Annotated in this window: 14 protein-coding genes; 7 read left to right on the top strand and 7 right to left on the bottom strand. The window is 63.9% G+C overall.

The features are described 5' to 3' along the window. Window positions 1-33 precede the first annotated feature (33 nt). A complete protein-coding gene (gene nodI / locus ACREXZ_RS06660) occupies window positions 34-948 on the bottom strand; it encodes a nodulation factor ABC transporter ATP-binding protein NodI (protein WP_431763362.1) in 915 nt (304 codons plus the stop codon). A 272-nt stretch (window positions 949-1,220) separates the two neighbouring features. Between nodI and ACREXZ_RS06655 the strand changes: the two genes are divergently transcribed. After that, window positions 1,221-1,682, top strand: a complete 462-nt coding sequence (locus ACREXZ_RS06655; RefSeq protein WP_431763245.1) for a universal stress protein — start codon at window positions 1,221-1,223, stop codon at window positions 1,680-1,682. Window positions 1,683-1,702: 20 nt separating this feature from the next. Here the strand turns inward: ACREXZ_RS06655 and ACREXZ_RS06650 are convergent, their stop codons facing one another. The 3 genes from ACREXZ_RS06650 to lexA form a co-directional block, all read right to left on the bottom strand. Beyond that, window positions 1,703-2,347, bottom strand: coding sequence for a DUF2939 domain-containing protein (locus ACREXZ_RS06650; RefSeq protein ID WP_431763244.1), 645 nt, complete (start codon window positions 2,345-2,347; stop codon window positions 1,703-1,705). A gap of 165 nt (window positions 2,348-2,512) precedes the next feature. Next, window positions 2,513-2,851 carry a hypothetical protein gene (locus ACREXZ_RS06645; RefSeq protein WP_431763243.1) on the bottom strand — a complete coding sequence of 113 codons (339 nt, stop codon included), beginning with the start codon at window positions 2,849-2,851 and terminating at the stop codon, window positions 2,513-2,515. A gap of 20 nt (window positions 2,852-2,871) precedes the next feature. Beyond that, window positions 2,872-3,516: a transcriptional repressor LexA gene (gene lexA / locus ACREXZ_RS06640; protein WP_431763242.1), complete on the bottom strand. Its 645-nt coding sequence runs from the start codon at window positions 3,514-3,516 to the stop codon at window positions 2,872-2,874. A gap of 315 nt (window positions 3,517-3,831) precedes the next feature. Here lexA and ACREXZ_RS06635 point away from each other — a divergent pair, with 315 nt between their 5' ends. From ACREXZ_RS06635 to ACREXZ_RS06610, 6 genes are all read left to right on the top strand, one after another. Then, window positions 3,832-4,881 (top strand): sulfate ABC transporter substrate-binding protein, encoded by a 1,050-nt coding sequence (locus ACREXZ_RS06635; protein WP_431763241.1) that lies wholly within the window; start codon window positions 3,832-3,834, stop codon window positions 4,879-4,881. Window positions 4,882-5,084: 203 nt separating this feature from the next. Then, window positions 5,085-5,990, top strand: coding sequence for a sulfate ABC transporter permease subunit CysT (cysT, locus tag ACREXZ_RS06630; protein ID WP_431763240.1), 906 nt, complete (start codon window positions 5,085-5,087; stop codon window positions 5,988-5,990). After that, complete coding sequence (gene cysW / locus ACREXZ_RS06625) at window positions 5,987-6,946, top strand: sulfate ABC transporter permease subunit CysW (RefSeq protein WP_431763239.1); 960 nt, start codon at window positions 5,987-5,989, stop codon at window positions 6,944-6,946. The genes cysT and cysW overlap by 4 nt, the downstream gene beginning before the upstream one ends. A gap of 3 nt (window positions 6,947-6,949) precedes the next feature. Continuing rightward, entirely contained in the window at window positions 6,950-8,008 is a 1,059-nt protein-coding gene (locus tag ACREXZ_RS06620; RefSeq protein ID WP_431763238.1) for a sulfate/molybdate ABC transporter ATP-binding protein, read from the top strand. Window positions 8,009-8,063: 55 nt separating this feature from the next. Then, complete coding sequence (locus ACREXZ_RS06615) at window positions 8,064-8,990, top strand: CysB family HTH-type transcriptional regulator (RefSeq protein ID WP_431763237.1); 927 nt, start codon at window positions 8,064-8,066, stop codon at window positions 8,988-8,990. Between the two features lie 52 nt (window positions 8,991-9,042). Then, the gene (locus ACREXZ_RS06610; RefSeq protein ID WP_431763236.1) at window positions 9,043-10,071 is read left to right on the top strand and encodes an asparaginase; all 1,029 of its coding nucleotides are present in this window, start codon (window positions 9,043-9,045) and stop codon (window positions 10,069-10,071) included. Window positions 10,072-10,159: 88 nt separating this feature from the next. Here the strand turns inward: ACREXZ_RS06610 and lysM are convergent, their stop codons facing one another. The 3 genes from lysM to hyi all read right to left on the bottom strand — a co-directional run bounded on the left by lysM (window position 10,160) and on the right by hyi (window position 12,901). Beyond that, a complete protein-coding gene (lysM, locus tag ACREXZ_RS06605; RefSeq protein WP_431763235.1) occupies window positions 10,160-10,648 on the bottom strand; it encodes a peptidoglycan-binding protein LysM in 489 nt (162 codons plus the stop codon). A gap of 486 nt (window positions 10,649-11,134) precedes the next feature. After that, complete coding sequence (locus ACREXZ_RS06600; protein WP_431763361.1) at window positions 11,135-12,055, bottom strand: 2-hydroxy-3-oxopropionate reductase; 921 nt, start codon at window positions 12,053-12,055, stop codon at window positions 11,135-11,137. A 48-nt stretch (window positions 12,056-12,103) separates the two neighbouring features. Further along, window positions 12,104-12,901 carry a hydroxypyruvate isomerase gene (hyi, locus tag ACREXZ_RS06595; protein ID WP_431763234.1) on the bottom strand — a complete coding sequence of 266 codons (798 nt, stop codon included), beginning with the start codon at window positions 12,899-12,901 and terminating at the stop codon, window positions 12,104-12,106. Between the last annotated feature and the right edge of the window lie 6 nt (window positions 12,902-12,907).

Below are 12,907 nucleotides of genomic sequence, written 5' to 3'. Positions count from 1 at the left end.
GTTTGTTGTGTCGAGTCTTGCAGGCGAGTTCGGTCAGTCCTGCATTTCGCGGCCGGTCAGGCGCAGGAACACGTCTTCGAGATTCGCCGGCCGATGCAGGTAGCGCAGATCGGTGCGCTGCGCGAGCTTCGCGTGCACCGGTTGTGCGTCCTCGACATAGCAGAACAGCGTCTCGCCGCTGATCTCCGTGCGCACCGCGAGTGGCGCGAGTTCGTCGCGCAGCGCGAGCGGGTCCGGGCCGTAGATCTCGATCACGTCGCAGCCGATCTCCGACGCGATCAGGTCGGCGGGCGCGCCCTCTGCGATCTTGCGTCCTTCCTCGATCACGCACAGCCGGTTGCAGAGCCGCTCGGCTTCTTCCATGAAGTGTGTGGTCAGCAGGATCGTCTTGCCGCGCGCGAGCAGCGAACGCAGACGCTCCCAGATCATATGACGCGCCTGCGGATCGAGACCGGTGGTGGGCTCGTCCATGATCAGCACGTCGGGATCGTTGACGAGCGCGCGGGCGAGCGTGAGGCGCCGTCGCATGCCGCCCGACAGTTCGCTGACGCGTGCGTGAGCCTTGCTCTCGAGCCGAGCGAATTCGAGCAGCGACGGTACCAGCGCGCGCGTCTGCGCAGCGCTCAAACCGAAGTAACGGCCGAACACGAGCAGATTCTCGCTGACCGTGAAATCCGGATCGAGGTTATCGAACTGCGGCACGACGCCGATGCGCATCCGCGCGAATCGTGCGCGTGCGGGAATCGGTTCGCCGCACAGGCGGATCGTCCCCGCATCGGGTGCGGCGATGCCGAGCAGCATCCGCAACGTGGTTGTCTTGCCTGCGCCGTTCGGGCCGAGCAGGCCGAAGCATTCGCCGGTCCGCACGTGAAACGACAGGCCGTCGACGACGGTTTTTTCGCCGTAATGCTTGCGGATCTCGTGAAACTCGATGGCGGCATCTGACATGGGCGACATGGACAATGAAAACTCCGCAAACGATGTGCCGGTGCAACGCATCAAGAAAGCAGGTGACCGGCGAGGGTTGCCATTCTAGGGCATCGGCGTGCCGATCGCGGCGGCCGTTGGGTAGTGTGGGGCGTGTGTGACGTGCGCTTCTGCAGTGCCGCATGCCCCATATCGGGGCCGGACATACCTGGCGTTTTCCATCCCTTGCAACCTGAATTGCGGCGCACCATGATTGGATCAAAGCCCCGCGATAGGCGCGGACGGAGATCATCATGGCGAGCTACCAGAAAATCCTGTTGTGTTACGACGGCTCCCGAGAGGGTCGTAAGGCGTTACGTTGCGGCGCGGATCTCGCGCTGGATCTGAAGGCCGAGACGCACCTGCTGTCTGTCGTCGATATGCGTTCCAGCATCGCGCAGAGCGCCGGCCTGCTGACGGATGTTGCATGCGGCAGTTTCGAAAAGACCGCGCGCGACATTCTTCAGGAAGGAGTCACCTGGTTGACCGAGCGCGGCGTGAGTGCACAAGGTCATTTCGCATTCGGCCATCCGATCGACGAGATCGCGAGTCTCGCCAACGAACTGCAGGTCGACCTGGTCGTAGTCGGGCATCGATGTCGCACGGGTTTGTCGCGCTGGTGGATGGGCGCGGGCAATACGCAACTGCTCGATCGCGTGTCGTGCAGCATTCTGGTGGCGTGCTCGTCGGTAGAGGAGCAGCGCGCGGCGGCGTGAAGCGCCGCGCATATCCGGCGTTAGTGTGCGTTCAGATCGACGGCAGCCAGCTTCCACGAAAACAGGCCGTCCCGATGCAGGATGGCTGAGTACCGCGTGTCGCCGACACCGTGCTGGTATGTAACGACGAACTCGTTGATGCCGCGATAACCGGCCGTGGTCTGCGGCGGTTGGGGAGGCTGCTGAGGCGATTGCGTATCTTTCGCGGCCGGCTGCTGTGGCTGCGCTTGAGCAGGCGGCGTTGCATCGGATGACTGCGGGGGTGACGGAGGCGGGGGCGGACGCTCGCCCGGTTCGCCGCGCGGTGGAATGCCATTCAATAGTGCCGCGACGCCGTCAGGAGTCGCATATGCATCGACGAGCGGACCGATCAGTGCGACACCGATCATCGCTCCAATCGCCGCCAGCGGATTACCGTTGCTCTGCGAATCGAGACGCCGCGTAAGCAGCGCGGTGACCTGTTGTTTGAGGCTCTCACGCAACGCGGGGAAATCGACGTATTGATTGACCGTCGCCGCATCACGTGCATCGGCGGCGCGTTTCAGCCGGTCGAGCGCAAGATACGGCGATGCGTAGCCGAACCCGAGTAGTGCAATCACCACGAGCACGACGAGCGTAATGATCGACGTCCGGCGAAGGCTTCCTCGTTCGGAGCGACGGGTCATGCGTACGGAACCGGCCATTGCGCAACGTTCTCCTTTGAAGCGACGGGGTGGCCCGTGACGACAGGCCCGACATGATGTGGACAGCGCCGGTGACGAAAAATATCCCGAGGCAGGTACGCGGCACACATTCGTTGCGATAACCGTCCCGCCGAACGAAGCACAACGTTACTCGAACAGCGCGCCCTGCAGGCCCGCGCGCTCCTCGGCGATCGCGCGATCGATCATCCGGCATACCGCGTCGACGGTGCCCACCATGATGAGCCGCTTCGGCCCGTGATACACGCGCACCGGTGCACGGCGCGCCGGTTCGGCGTTGAGCGACGCGTTCAACGAGACGCGCGCAAAGGCCGGTAGCGACGAAGGCAAAGAAGACTGACCAGACGGCGCGCTATCGAACAGAGACGGCGTGCCAGCCGTTTCGAGCGGTGCGCAGGGGACGACGCCGCGCAGATGACGCAAACGTCCGAACTGGCGAAAAGGCAGCAGGCGGGCAAAGCGTTCCATGAATCTCTCCAGGCGACAGTTCAGAATTCGGTGGGCCGGATCAGCCCTACCGCGATGCCTTCGAGCGCGAAGTCGCCACTCCCGGCTTCAACAAAAATGTTCTCGTAATCGGGGTTCTCGGCGATCAGCTCGATGCCGTTCGGCCGGCGCTTCAGGCGCTTCACCGTGACGTCGTCGCCGATCCGCGCGACGATGATCTGGCCGTCTTTCGCTTCGCTCTTTTTCTGCACGGCAAGCAGGTCGCCGTCAAAGATGCCCGCATCGCGCATCGACAGCCCTCGGACTTTCAGCAGGTAATCCGGTTTGCTCGAGAAGAGCGCCGGGTCGCATGCGTAGTGCTGCGAGATGTGCTCCTGCGCGAGGATCGGACTACCGGCCGCCACACGCCCGATCAGCGGCAGCTGCATCAGGCTTGTGTGGGGCAACGTGAACTGATGCGGCAGATCGTCCGGGCCGGGAATCAGGCGGATGCCGCGCGACGCGCCCGCCGCCAGCTCGATGACGCCCTTGCGCGCGAGCGCCCGCAGATGCTCTTCCGCGGAATTGGCCGAACTGAAGCCGAGTTCCGCGGCAATCTCCGCGCGGGTGGGCGGGAAGCCGGTGCGCTCGATTGCGCGGCGGATGAGCTCGAAAACTTCTTGCTGTCGTGCGGTGAGTTTGGTCATGGCGCCACTGTATGGATAGACAGGTGACTGTATTTTTATACAGTATCGGGCGCATATCAAGCGTTACTTTAAGTTCGTCGCCGCAGGCCGCCGCCCGAGCACCGGAATCCGCCGTCAAAACATCCGTTTTCATGCCGCAACGCCACGCCCAGCCGTCATTACCACTTTTACGTATTAAAGAATGAAGAAACATTATTTTTAATGATGAAAGCCCTTCGATAGACTGGTTTCGACCTGCTGGACGGGTGCAATAGACGGGTGCAAGGCACGCTCAGAACAACGGCACCGGCATAGACCACACAACGGAGAAACTGGATGACTCATCGGATCACGGGGCTCGGGCAACGGGCGACGCACGGGGCAAAGCATTTCTTCGTCGCACTGGCGCTCGGCGCTGCGGCCGTCGTCGGCGTCGTGCCGCACGCGCATGCCGACACGACGTTGCTGAACGTGTCGTACGACCCGACTCGCGAGCTCTATCAGGACATCAACCAGGCATTCGGCAAGGAGTGGAAGGCGAAGACCGGTGAAAGCGTGACGTTCAAGCAGTCGCACGGCGGCTCGGGTGCGCAGGCGCGCTCGGTGCTCGACGGCCTGCAGGCGGACGTCGTGACGCTCGCGCTCGCCTACGACATCGATGCGCTCGCGAACAAGGGGCTCATCGACAGGAACTGGCAGAAGCGTCTGCCGGACAACGCATCGCCGTACACGTCGACGATCGTGTTCCTCGTGCGCAAAGGCAACCCGAAACACATCAAGGACTGGGACGATCTGACGAAGCCGGGCGTGTCGATCGTGACGCCGAATCCGAAGACCTCGGGCGGCGCACGCTGGAACTATCTCGCCGCGTGGGCGTACGCGCTGCATCAGCCAGGCGGCAATGAACAGAAGGCGAAGGAATTCGTGTCGAAGCTGTACAAGAACGCCGGCGTGCTCGATTCGGGCGCGCGCGGGGCGACGACGAGCTTCGTCCAGCGCGACATCGGCGACGTGCTGATCGCGTGGGAAAACGAAGCGTTCCTGTCGCTGAAGGAATTCGGTCCAGACAAGTTCGAGATCGTCGTGCCGTCGGTGAGCATTCTTGCCGAGCCGCCGGTCGCGGTCGTCGACAAGGTGGTCGACAGGCACGGTACGCGCAAGCTCGCCGAGGCGTATCTGAACTTCCTCTATAGCGACGAAGGCCAGGAGATCGCCGCGAAGAACTTCTATCGCCCGCGTTCGACCAAGGTGCCGGCGTCGCTGACCGACAAGTTTCCGAAGCTGAAGCTGTACACGGTCGACGATACGTTCGGCGGCTGGGCGAATGCGCAGAAGACGCACTTCGCGGACGGTGGAGTGTTCGACTCGATCTACCAGCCGCAGTAGCAGGACGAAACGCGCAATACGTAACACGCAGGACATAACGAAGCGGAACGCGGAGAGCCGGGCTTTGTACACGGCGATTCGCGCGACGATATCAGGCAAGCGCGCCCCCGGGCGCGCTTTTCGGCCAGATGCATCGCGCGAATCGACTGGTACGACACCGGCCCTGACGGGTCCGCGGCACCCAACCCTGACAGAGTATCGGCATGACGACGTTCACTTTCCGCAAACCGAGCGCATTGCCCGGTTTTGGCGTGACGCTCGGCATCACGGTGGCGTATCTGAGCCTCGTGGTGCTGATTCCGCTTGCGGCGACCTTTCTGAAGACCACGACGCTCGACTGGTCGCAGTTCATGCGCGCCGTGAGTTCGCCGCGCGTGCTCGCATCGTACCGGCTGACGTTCACCGCTGCGCTCGGCGGCGCACTGATCAATGCGGTGTTCGGCTTTCTGGTCGCGTGGGTGCTGGTGCGCTACTCGTTCCCGGGCAAGCGGATCGTCGACGCGGTGGTGGACCTGCCGTTTGCGCTGCCGACGTCCGTCGCGGGCATTTCGCTCGCGGCGGTGTATGCGGGCAACGGCTGGATCGGCCAGTTCCTCGCGCCGCTCGGCATCAAGATCGCGTTCACGCCGGTCGGTGTGCTGGTCGCGCTGACCTTCATCGGCTTGCCGTTCGTCGTGCGCACCGTGCAGCCGGTGCTCGAGGAGTTCGAGCGCGAACAGGAAGAAGCCGCCGCGTGCCTCGGCGCGTCGCGCTGGCTGACGTTTCGCCGCGTCGTACTGCCGGCCGTGCTTCCCGCGCTGCTGACCGGCTTCGCGCTCGCGTTCGCACGTGCGCTCGGCGAATACGGGTCGGTGATCTTCATCGCGGGCAACGTGCCGATGAAGTCCGAGATCACATCGCTGCTGATCATCACGAAGCTCGAACAGTACGACTACGCGGGCGCGACGGCGATCGCGGTCGTGATGCTGGTCGTGTCGTTCCTGATGCTGCTGCTGATCAACACGCTGCAGTGGTATCTGCAGCGCCGCACCGGACGCGGTCGCACTGCGCCGTCGCTGCCGGTCGCGAGCACGGGTACGACGGTTGCCGCAGCAGGGGGCGCGCAATGAGCCACGAACTCGCTCGTCGCCCTGATCCCGTCACCGAGTCGCGCGTGGTGCGCTGGCTGCTGACCGGCATCGCGCTGCTGTTTCTCACGCTGTTTCTCGTCGTGCCGCTCGTCGCCGTGTTTGCGCAAGCGCTGAGCAAGGGCATCGGCTTCTATTTCGAGTCGTTAGCCGACCCCGACGCGGTGTCGGCGATCAAGCTCACGCTACTGACCGCTGCGATTGCGGTGCCGCTGAATCTGGTGTTCGGTCTCGCAGCATCGTGGGCGATCGCGAAGTTCGAATTCCGCGGCAAGGCATTGCTGACCACATTGATCGATCTGCCGTTCTCGGTGTCGCCGGTGATCTCGGGTCTGGTCTACGTGTTGCTGTTCGGTGCGCAGGGCTGGTTCGGTCCGTGGCTGCAGGATCACAACGTGCAGATCATTTTCGCGGTGCCCGGCATCGTGCTCGCGACGATCTTCGTTACGTTCCCGTTCGTCGCGCGCGAGCTGATTCCGCTGATGCAGGCGCAGGGCAACGACGAGGAAGAGGCGGCGCACGTGCTCGGCGCGTCCGGCTGGCAGATCTTTCGTCGCGTGACGCTGCCGAACGTGAAGTGGGGGCTGCTGTACGGCGTGATCCTGTGCAACGCGCGGGCGATGGGCGAATTCGGCGCGGTGTCGGTGGTGTCGGGCCATATTCGCGGGCAGACCGACACGATGCCGCTGCACGTCGAGATTCTCTACAACGAATACAACTTCGCGGCGGCGTTCGCGGTGGCCTCCGTGCTTGCACTGCTCGCGCTCGTGACGCTCGGTCTGAAGTTGCTCGCCGAGCGCCATATGTCCGCGGAGGTCACCGATGCGCGGGCCGTGCCTGCGCATGCGGGGCCGGCGACGGGTTTATCCACGCGGCCCGCGCCCGCAACAAATACGTCGCAGCAAGCGGTTCGGAAAACGGTTCAAGGGGAGTGGTAAGTCATGGGCATCATCGTTCGCAACCTGCAAAAGCGCTTTGGCGATTTCGTCGCGCTGGACAACGTGTCGCTCGACTTTCCGCCCGGCGAACTCGTCGCGCTGCTGGGGCCGTCCGGCTGCGGCAAGACGACGCTGCTGCGTGTGATCGCGGGTCTCGAATACGCGGACGCGGGCCAGGTCGTGCTGCAGGGACAAGACGTCGCGACGGTCGGTGCGCGCGAGCGCCAGGTCGGCTTTGTGTTCCAGCATTACGCGCTGTTTCGCCACATGACGGTGTTCGAGAACGTCGCGTTCGGGCTGCGCGTGAAGCCGCGTAAAGAGCGGCCGTCGGAAGCGGTGATTCGTGAGAAGGTGCATGAACTGCTGAAGCTCGTGCAACTCGACTGGCTCGCGCAGCGCTATCCGTCGGAACTCTCGGGCGGTCAGCGGCAGCGGATCGCGCTCGCGCGTGCGCTCGCGGTCGAACCGAAAGTGCTGCTGCTCGACGAACCGTTCGGCGCGCTCGACGCGAAGGTGCGCAAGGAATTGCGCGGCTGGCTGCGTCGTCTGCACAACGACCTGCATATCTCGACGATCTTCGTCACGCACGATCAGGAAGAAGCGCTCGAAGTCGCGGATCGCATCGTCGTGCTGAATCACGGGCACGTCGAGCAGGTGGGTAGTCCGCAGGACGTGTACGATCATCCGCAGACGTCGTTCGTCTATGAATTCCTCGGCGCGGCGAACCGGCTGAGAGGCAGCGTCGCGCAGGGCGGCTTTGTCGTCGACGGTGCGGCAAAGCCGATCGCGATCGAGGCCGCGTTCGAAGGGCTCGCGTTCGCGTATGTGCGTCCGCATGATCTCGTGCTGTACCCACAGGCCGCAGGCCATCGCGACGGCATCGTGGTCGGCGTGCGGCGCGTGGTGACGCTCGGCGGCTCGGTGCGCGTCGAGCTCGAAGGCCGCGAGGGCAACGTGCTCGAAGCGGAACTCGACCGCGAATCGTGGCGTGAGCTGCAGCTCGGCATCGGCGACGGCGTGACTGCGGTCCCGCGCGCACTGCGCGTGTTCCCGGCACCGTGACGCGGCAACACATCGATAACCTGACGAACCCTCTGGCCGAAACGGAGATATAAAAATGAACTTTCAGCAATTGCGCTTCGTGCGCGAGGCCGTGCGCCAGAACATGAACCTGACCGAAGTGGCGAACGTGCTGTACACGTCGCAGTCGGGTGTCTCGAAGCAGATCAAGGACCTCGAGGACGAACTCGGCGTCGACATCTTCATTCGACGCGGCAAGCGCCTCACCGGGTTGACCGAACCGGGCAAGGCCGTGCATCAACTGATCGAGCGGATGTTGCTCGACGCGGAGAACCTGCGGCGCGTCGCGCGCCAGTACGCGGATCAGGACAGCGGCCATCTGGTCGTCGCGACGACGCACACGCAGGCGCGCTACGCGCTGCCGAAGGTGGTGCGCCGCTTCACCGAGATCTATCCGAAGGTGCATCTCGCGCTGCGCCAGGGCAGTCCGCAGCAGATCGCGCAGATGATCATCAACGGCGAGGCGGACATCGGCATTTCGACCGAGGCGCTCGACCGCTATCCGGACATCGTCACGTTCCCGTGCTATTCGTGGCATCACATCGTGGTCGTGCCGAAGGGGCATCCGCTCGTCGGCCGGGAAAATCTGTCGCTCGACGAAATCGCCGAGTACCCGATCGTCACCTACGACCAGGACTTCACAGGGCGCTCGCATATCGATCAGGCGTTCGCGAAAGTGGGCGCGTTGCCGGACGTAGTGCTGACCGCGATCGACGCCGACGTGATCAAGACCTACGTCGAGCTCGGCATGGGGATCGGCGTGGTGGCCGCGATGGCCTACGATCCGAAGCGCGACACCGAACTCGTCGCGCTCGACACGCAGCATCTGTTCGAGGCGAGCACGACGCGCGTCGGCCTGCGCAAGGGCGCGTTCCTGCGCGCGTATGCGTACCGCCTGATCGAAATGTTCGCGCCGCATCTGAACGAAGCTGAAATCGCGAGCCAGCTGCGCGAGGTCGCCTGACGCGGCCGCGTCACTGACCGGACATGGCCGCGCTTCGCTTACAATCGCGGCCATGAATACTTCGATTTCCTCTTCCGCTTCTGCATCCGCCGCATTGCCGCGTATCGTCGTGCTCGCGACCGGCGGCACGATCGCCGGTTCGTCGTCCGATGCGACCAGCACCGCGGGTTACCAGGCCGGCGTGATCGGCGTCGGGGAACTACTCGACGCGGTGCCGTCGCTGTCGTCGGTCGCGCAGATCCAGTCGGAGCAGATCGCGAGCATCGACAGCAAGGACATGACGCTCGAGCTGTGGAGCACGCTCGCGCAACGCGTGAACGTGCTGCTCGCGACCGACGCGGTCGACGGCATCGTCATAACGCACGGCACCGACACGCTCGAAGAAACCGCCTACCTGCTGCACCTGACGGTGAAGAGCACGAAGCCTGTCGTGCTGACGGCCGCGATGCGACCGTCGACTGCGCTGTCCGCCGACGGTCCGCTCAATCTGCTGAACGCGGTGACGGTCGCGGCGAGCCAGGCCGCGCACGGGCAGGGCGTGCTCGTCGCCTTCAACAACCGGATTCACAGCGCGCGCGACGTCGTGAAGACGAGTACCTATGCGATCGACGCGTTCCAGTCGCCGGAAGTCGGTGCGCTCGGCTGGGTGCAGGACGGCCGCGTCGATTTTCATCGCAGCGCGATGCGGCCGCATACGGTGGCAAGCGAATTCTCGGTGGGCGCCAACTGGCCGCTTGTCGACATCGTGTCGAGCTATGCGGGCGCGTCGCGCGTGCCGGTCGACGCGCTGGTCGATGCGGGTGTGCGCGGGATCGTCGTTGCGGGCACCGGTAACGGCTCGATTCACGCGACCGTGCAGCAGGCGCTTGTCGATGCGGTCGCGCACGGCGTCGCGGTCGTGCGCGCCTCGCGCGTCGGCTCGGGCCACGTGATGCGCAACGGCGCCGCATCCGACGATGCGCTCGGCTTCGTCGCCGCGGGTTCGCTGAACCCCTACAAGGCGCGCGTACTGCTGATGCTCACGCTCGCGATGGGCACGAGCGGACCGACCGCGCTCCAACGCGCATTCGATACGTATTGATTTGAACTGACGTGGGAGCGGGGAGCTTGTCCCGCACACAGCACGTGCCCCAAGGCACGTCTGCATGCGGGACGAACGACTGGCGGCGTTACTGCGCGGCGGGGATGACCAGCACCTGACCCGGGTAGATCTTGTCCGGGCTCTTCAGCATCGGCGTGTTGGCCTGGAAGATCAGGTCGTTCTTCGCGCCGCTGCCGTAGTACTTTTCCGCGATCTTCCACAGATTGTCGCCTGACGCGACGGTGTGGTACTGCGGCTCCGGTGCGGGGTTGGTGACGGTCAACTGGTCGTCCACCTTGTCGACGTTCTGCACGTTGCCGGCTGCGACCAGGATCTTCGACTTCGTGTCCTGATCCGCTGCGTTGCCCGACACGGTCACGGCGTGACTCGAGCCGTCGTAGGTGACCTGCAGGTTGTCGGCGTCGAGACCTTGCGAACGGATGTAAGTGGCGATCGCGTCGCCGGCGGTCTTGTTCAACGCATCCAGATCGGCTGGCGCGGCGGCGTCTGCGGCAGGTGCTGCGGCAGCGCCGAACAGTTTTTCGCCGGCTTCCTTGATGAAGCTGAGAATACCCATCGATCATTCTCCTAACGAGGTTGAAAAGACTCGGGAAATCTGCGGCCCGATACGGCTTGTGCGCAACGCTCATCGAGCATCGAATATGCAACGCGAAGCGCAGCGCAAAGCCGGTGTGAAGCCGTTCGATTGTAGGAAGAATGTAGGCGAGGGTCCAGCCGGATAGTGTGAACGTTTGTTAGATAGCGCGTTGCGAATCTGCGATATGCTCGATACGAGCACGCGATGCAGCGGTGGTGACGTACATCTCGATGCTGCCCGTCAAGATTGTGGCAGCGTGATGAAATCCGACAGCCGGACACCCGACGACGACGTCTGACCGACCAAGGCTTCCCCGGCGTCGCCGGGTGCCGCTGCGGACCCCACTCACCGCTCTCAGCCCAGAGCGGTTTGATTAGTCCACTGACGCCATGCGTGCCGCATGCTGTCAGTGGACGCCCCACCTGCAAGCTACCGGATTGCTCCGCTAGCCTCTATACGCTTTGCTCAGGCCGCCTTCGCTTCCTGCGGCGCCTGGGCGATTTCGAAGTTGCCCATCAGTTCGAGCGCGCGAATCATCGCCGAGTGATCCCAGCCTTTGCCGCCGTTCGCCGCGCACACGCTAAACAACTGCTGTGCGCTCGCGGTGTGCGGCAACGCGATGCCGAGCTTGCGAGCGCCGTCGAGCGCGAGGTTCAGATCCTTCTGATGCAACTCGATGCGAAAGCCTGGATTGAACGTGCGCTTCGTCATGCGTTCACCGTGCACTTCGAGAATCCGCGACGATGCGAAGCCACCCATCAACGCGCGACGCACGCGTTCCGGATCGGCGCCCGAACGCGCGGCGAACAGCAATGCTTCCGCGACCGCTTCGATGTTCAGCGCGACGATGATCTGGTTCGCGACCTTGCACGTCTGACCCGCGCCGTTGTCGCCGATCAGCGAGATGTTCTTGCCCATCAGGTCGAACAGCGGCTTCGCGACGTCGAACGATTTTTGCGGGCCGCCGACCATGATCGTGAGCGTCGCTTCGCGGGCACCGACTTCGCCACCGGACACCGGCGCGTCGAGATAGTCGCAACCGAGCGCATTGATCTTCTTCGCAAAGGCCTGGGTGTCGAGCGGCGAGATCGAGCTCATATCGATCACGAGCTTGCCTTTCGTCAGTCCCTTCGCGACGCCGTCGTCGGCGAACAGCACGTTCTCGACGTCGGGCGTGTCCGGGACCATCGAGATCACGATGTCGGCGGCCTGCGCGACCGCGGTCGAATTCGCGGCGACCGTGGTGCTCGCCTGCAGATCGTCGGGCACCGGGTAGGCGCCGTTGACGATCAGCGTGTGGCCGCCCTTCAGAAGGTTACGCGCCATGTGCGCGCCCATGATGCCGAGGCCGATGAAACCGATGGTTGCCATGCGTTGAGTCTCCAGAGTGGGGTCGTGTCGATCGTGTCCGATGCGTGCGGGTGCGTTGCGCTGTCAGGCGGCGGCGTGCGCGCGTTTTGCAACGCGCTGCAGCCAGCCGAGGCCCTCGGAAGTGGTGGTGCGCGGTTTGTATTCGCAGCCGACGTAGCCGTCGTAGCCCAGCGAATCGAGCAGATCGAACAGGAACGGGTAGTTGATTTCGCCGGTGCCCGGTTCGTTGCGTCCCGGGTTGTCGGCGAGCTGAATGTGAGCGATCTGCGGCAGATTCTTTTTGATCGTCGCCGCGAGTTCGCCTTCCATTCGTTGCATGTGATAGATGTCGTACTGCAGGAACAGGTTGTCCGATCCCACTTCGCGGATCACGTCGAGACCCTCGGCCGAGCGGTTCAGCGCGAAGCCGGGAATGTCGTACGCGTTGCACGGCTCGACGAGCAGCCGGATGTTTTCTTTTTTCAGCGCGAGCGCGGCGAAACGCAGATTTTCGACGATCGTTTTGAGCGCGGCGTCGCGTGTCACGTCGGCGGTCGGAATGCCGACGAGGCAGTTCAGCTGCGGCACCTTCAGTGCCTTCGCGTAGTCGATCGCGCGGCTCACGCCTTCCTGAAACTCCGTGACACGCGATGGCAGGCAGGCGATCCCGCGTTCGCCTGCCTCCCAGTTGCCCGCGGGCAGGTTGTGAAGCACGAGCTTCAGGCTATGCCGTTCGAGCCGCTCCGCCAGCTCGGCGGCCGCGAACGGGTACGGGAACAGGAACTCGACGGCGTCGAAGCCGGCGTTCGCCGCGGCCGCGAAGCGGTCGAGGAACGGGACTTCGTTGAACAGCATCGTGAGGTTGGCAGCAAATTTAGGCATGTTGCG

Origin of the sequence: Paraburkholderia sp. (assembly GCF_050742655.1) — a bacterium.
In the GTDB taxonomy this organism is placed as follows: Bacteria; Pseudomonadota; Gammaproteobacteria; order Burkholderiales; family Burkholderiaceae; genus Paraburkholderia.
Note: the sequence above shows the minus strand (reverse complement) of the source record. Positions and strands in the feature narration are given on the sequence as shown.

Coding starts and splice junctions, on each gene's coding strand:
- nodI (WP_431763362.1), bottom strand. CDS start 948: ATGTCAGATGCCGCCATCGAGTTTCACGAGATCCGCAAGCATTACGGC.
- ACREXZ_RS06655 (WP_431763245.1), top strand. CDS start 1,221: ATGGCGAGCTACCAGAAAATCCTGTTGTGTTACGACGGCTCCCGAGAG.
- ACREXZ_RS06650 (WP_431763244.1), bottom strand. CDS start 2,347: ATGACCCGTCGCTCCGAACGAGGAAGCCTTCGCCGGACGTCGATCATT.
- ACREXZ_RS06645 (WP_431763243.1), bottom strand. CDS start 2,851: ATGGAACGCTTTGCCCGCCTGCTGCCTTTTCGCCAGTTCGGACGTTTG.
- lexA (WP_431763242.1), bottom strand. CDS start 3,516: ATGACCAAACTCACCGCACGACAGCAAGAAGTTTTCGAGCTCATCCGC.
- ACREXZ_RS06635 (WP_431763241.1), top strand. CDS start 3,832: ATGACTCATCGGATCACGGGGCTCGGGCAACGGGCGACGCACGGGGCA.
- cysT (WP_431763240.1), top strand. CDS start 5,085: ATGACGACGTTCACTTTCCGCAAACCGAGCGCATTGCCCGGTTTTGGC.
- cysW (WP_431763239.1), top strand. CDS start 5,987: ATGAGCCACGAACTCGCTCGTCGCCCTGATCCCGTCACCGAGTCGCGC.
- ACREXZ_RS06620 (WP_431763238.1), top strand. CDS start 6,950: ATGGGCATCATCGTTCGCAACCTGCAAAAGCGCTTTGGCGATTTCGTC.
- ACREXZ_RS06615 (WP_431763237.1), top strand. CDS start 8,064: ATGAACTTTCAGCAATTGCGCTTCGTGCGCGAGGCCGTGCGCCAGAAC.
- ACREXZ_RS06610 (WP_431763236.1), top strand. CDS start 9,043: ATGAATACTTCGATTTCCTCTTCCGCTTCTGCATCCGCCGCATTGCCG.
- lysM (WP_431763235.1), bottom strand. CDS start 10,648: ATGGGTATTCTCAGCTTCATCAAGGAAGCCGGCGAAAAACTGTTCGGC.
- hyi (WP_431763234.1), bottom strand. CDS start 12,901: ATGCCTAAATTTGCTGCCAACCTCACGATGCTGTTCAACGAAGTCCCG.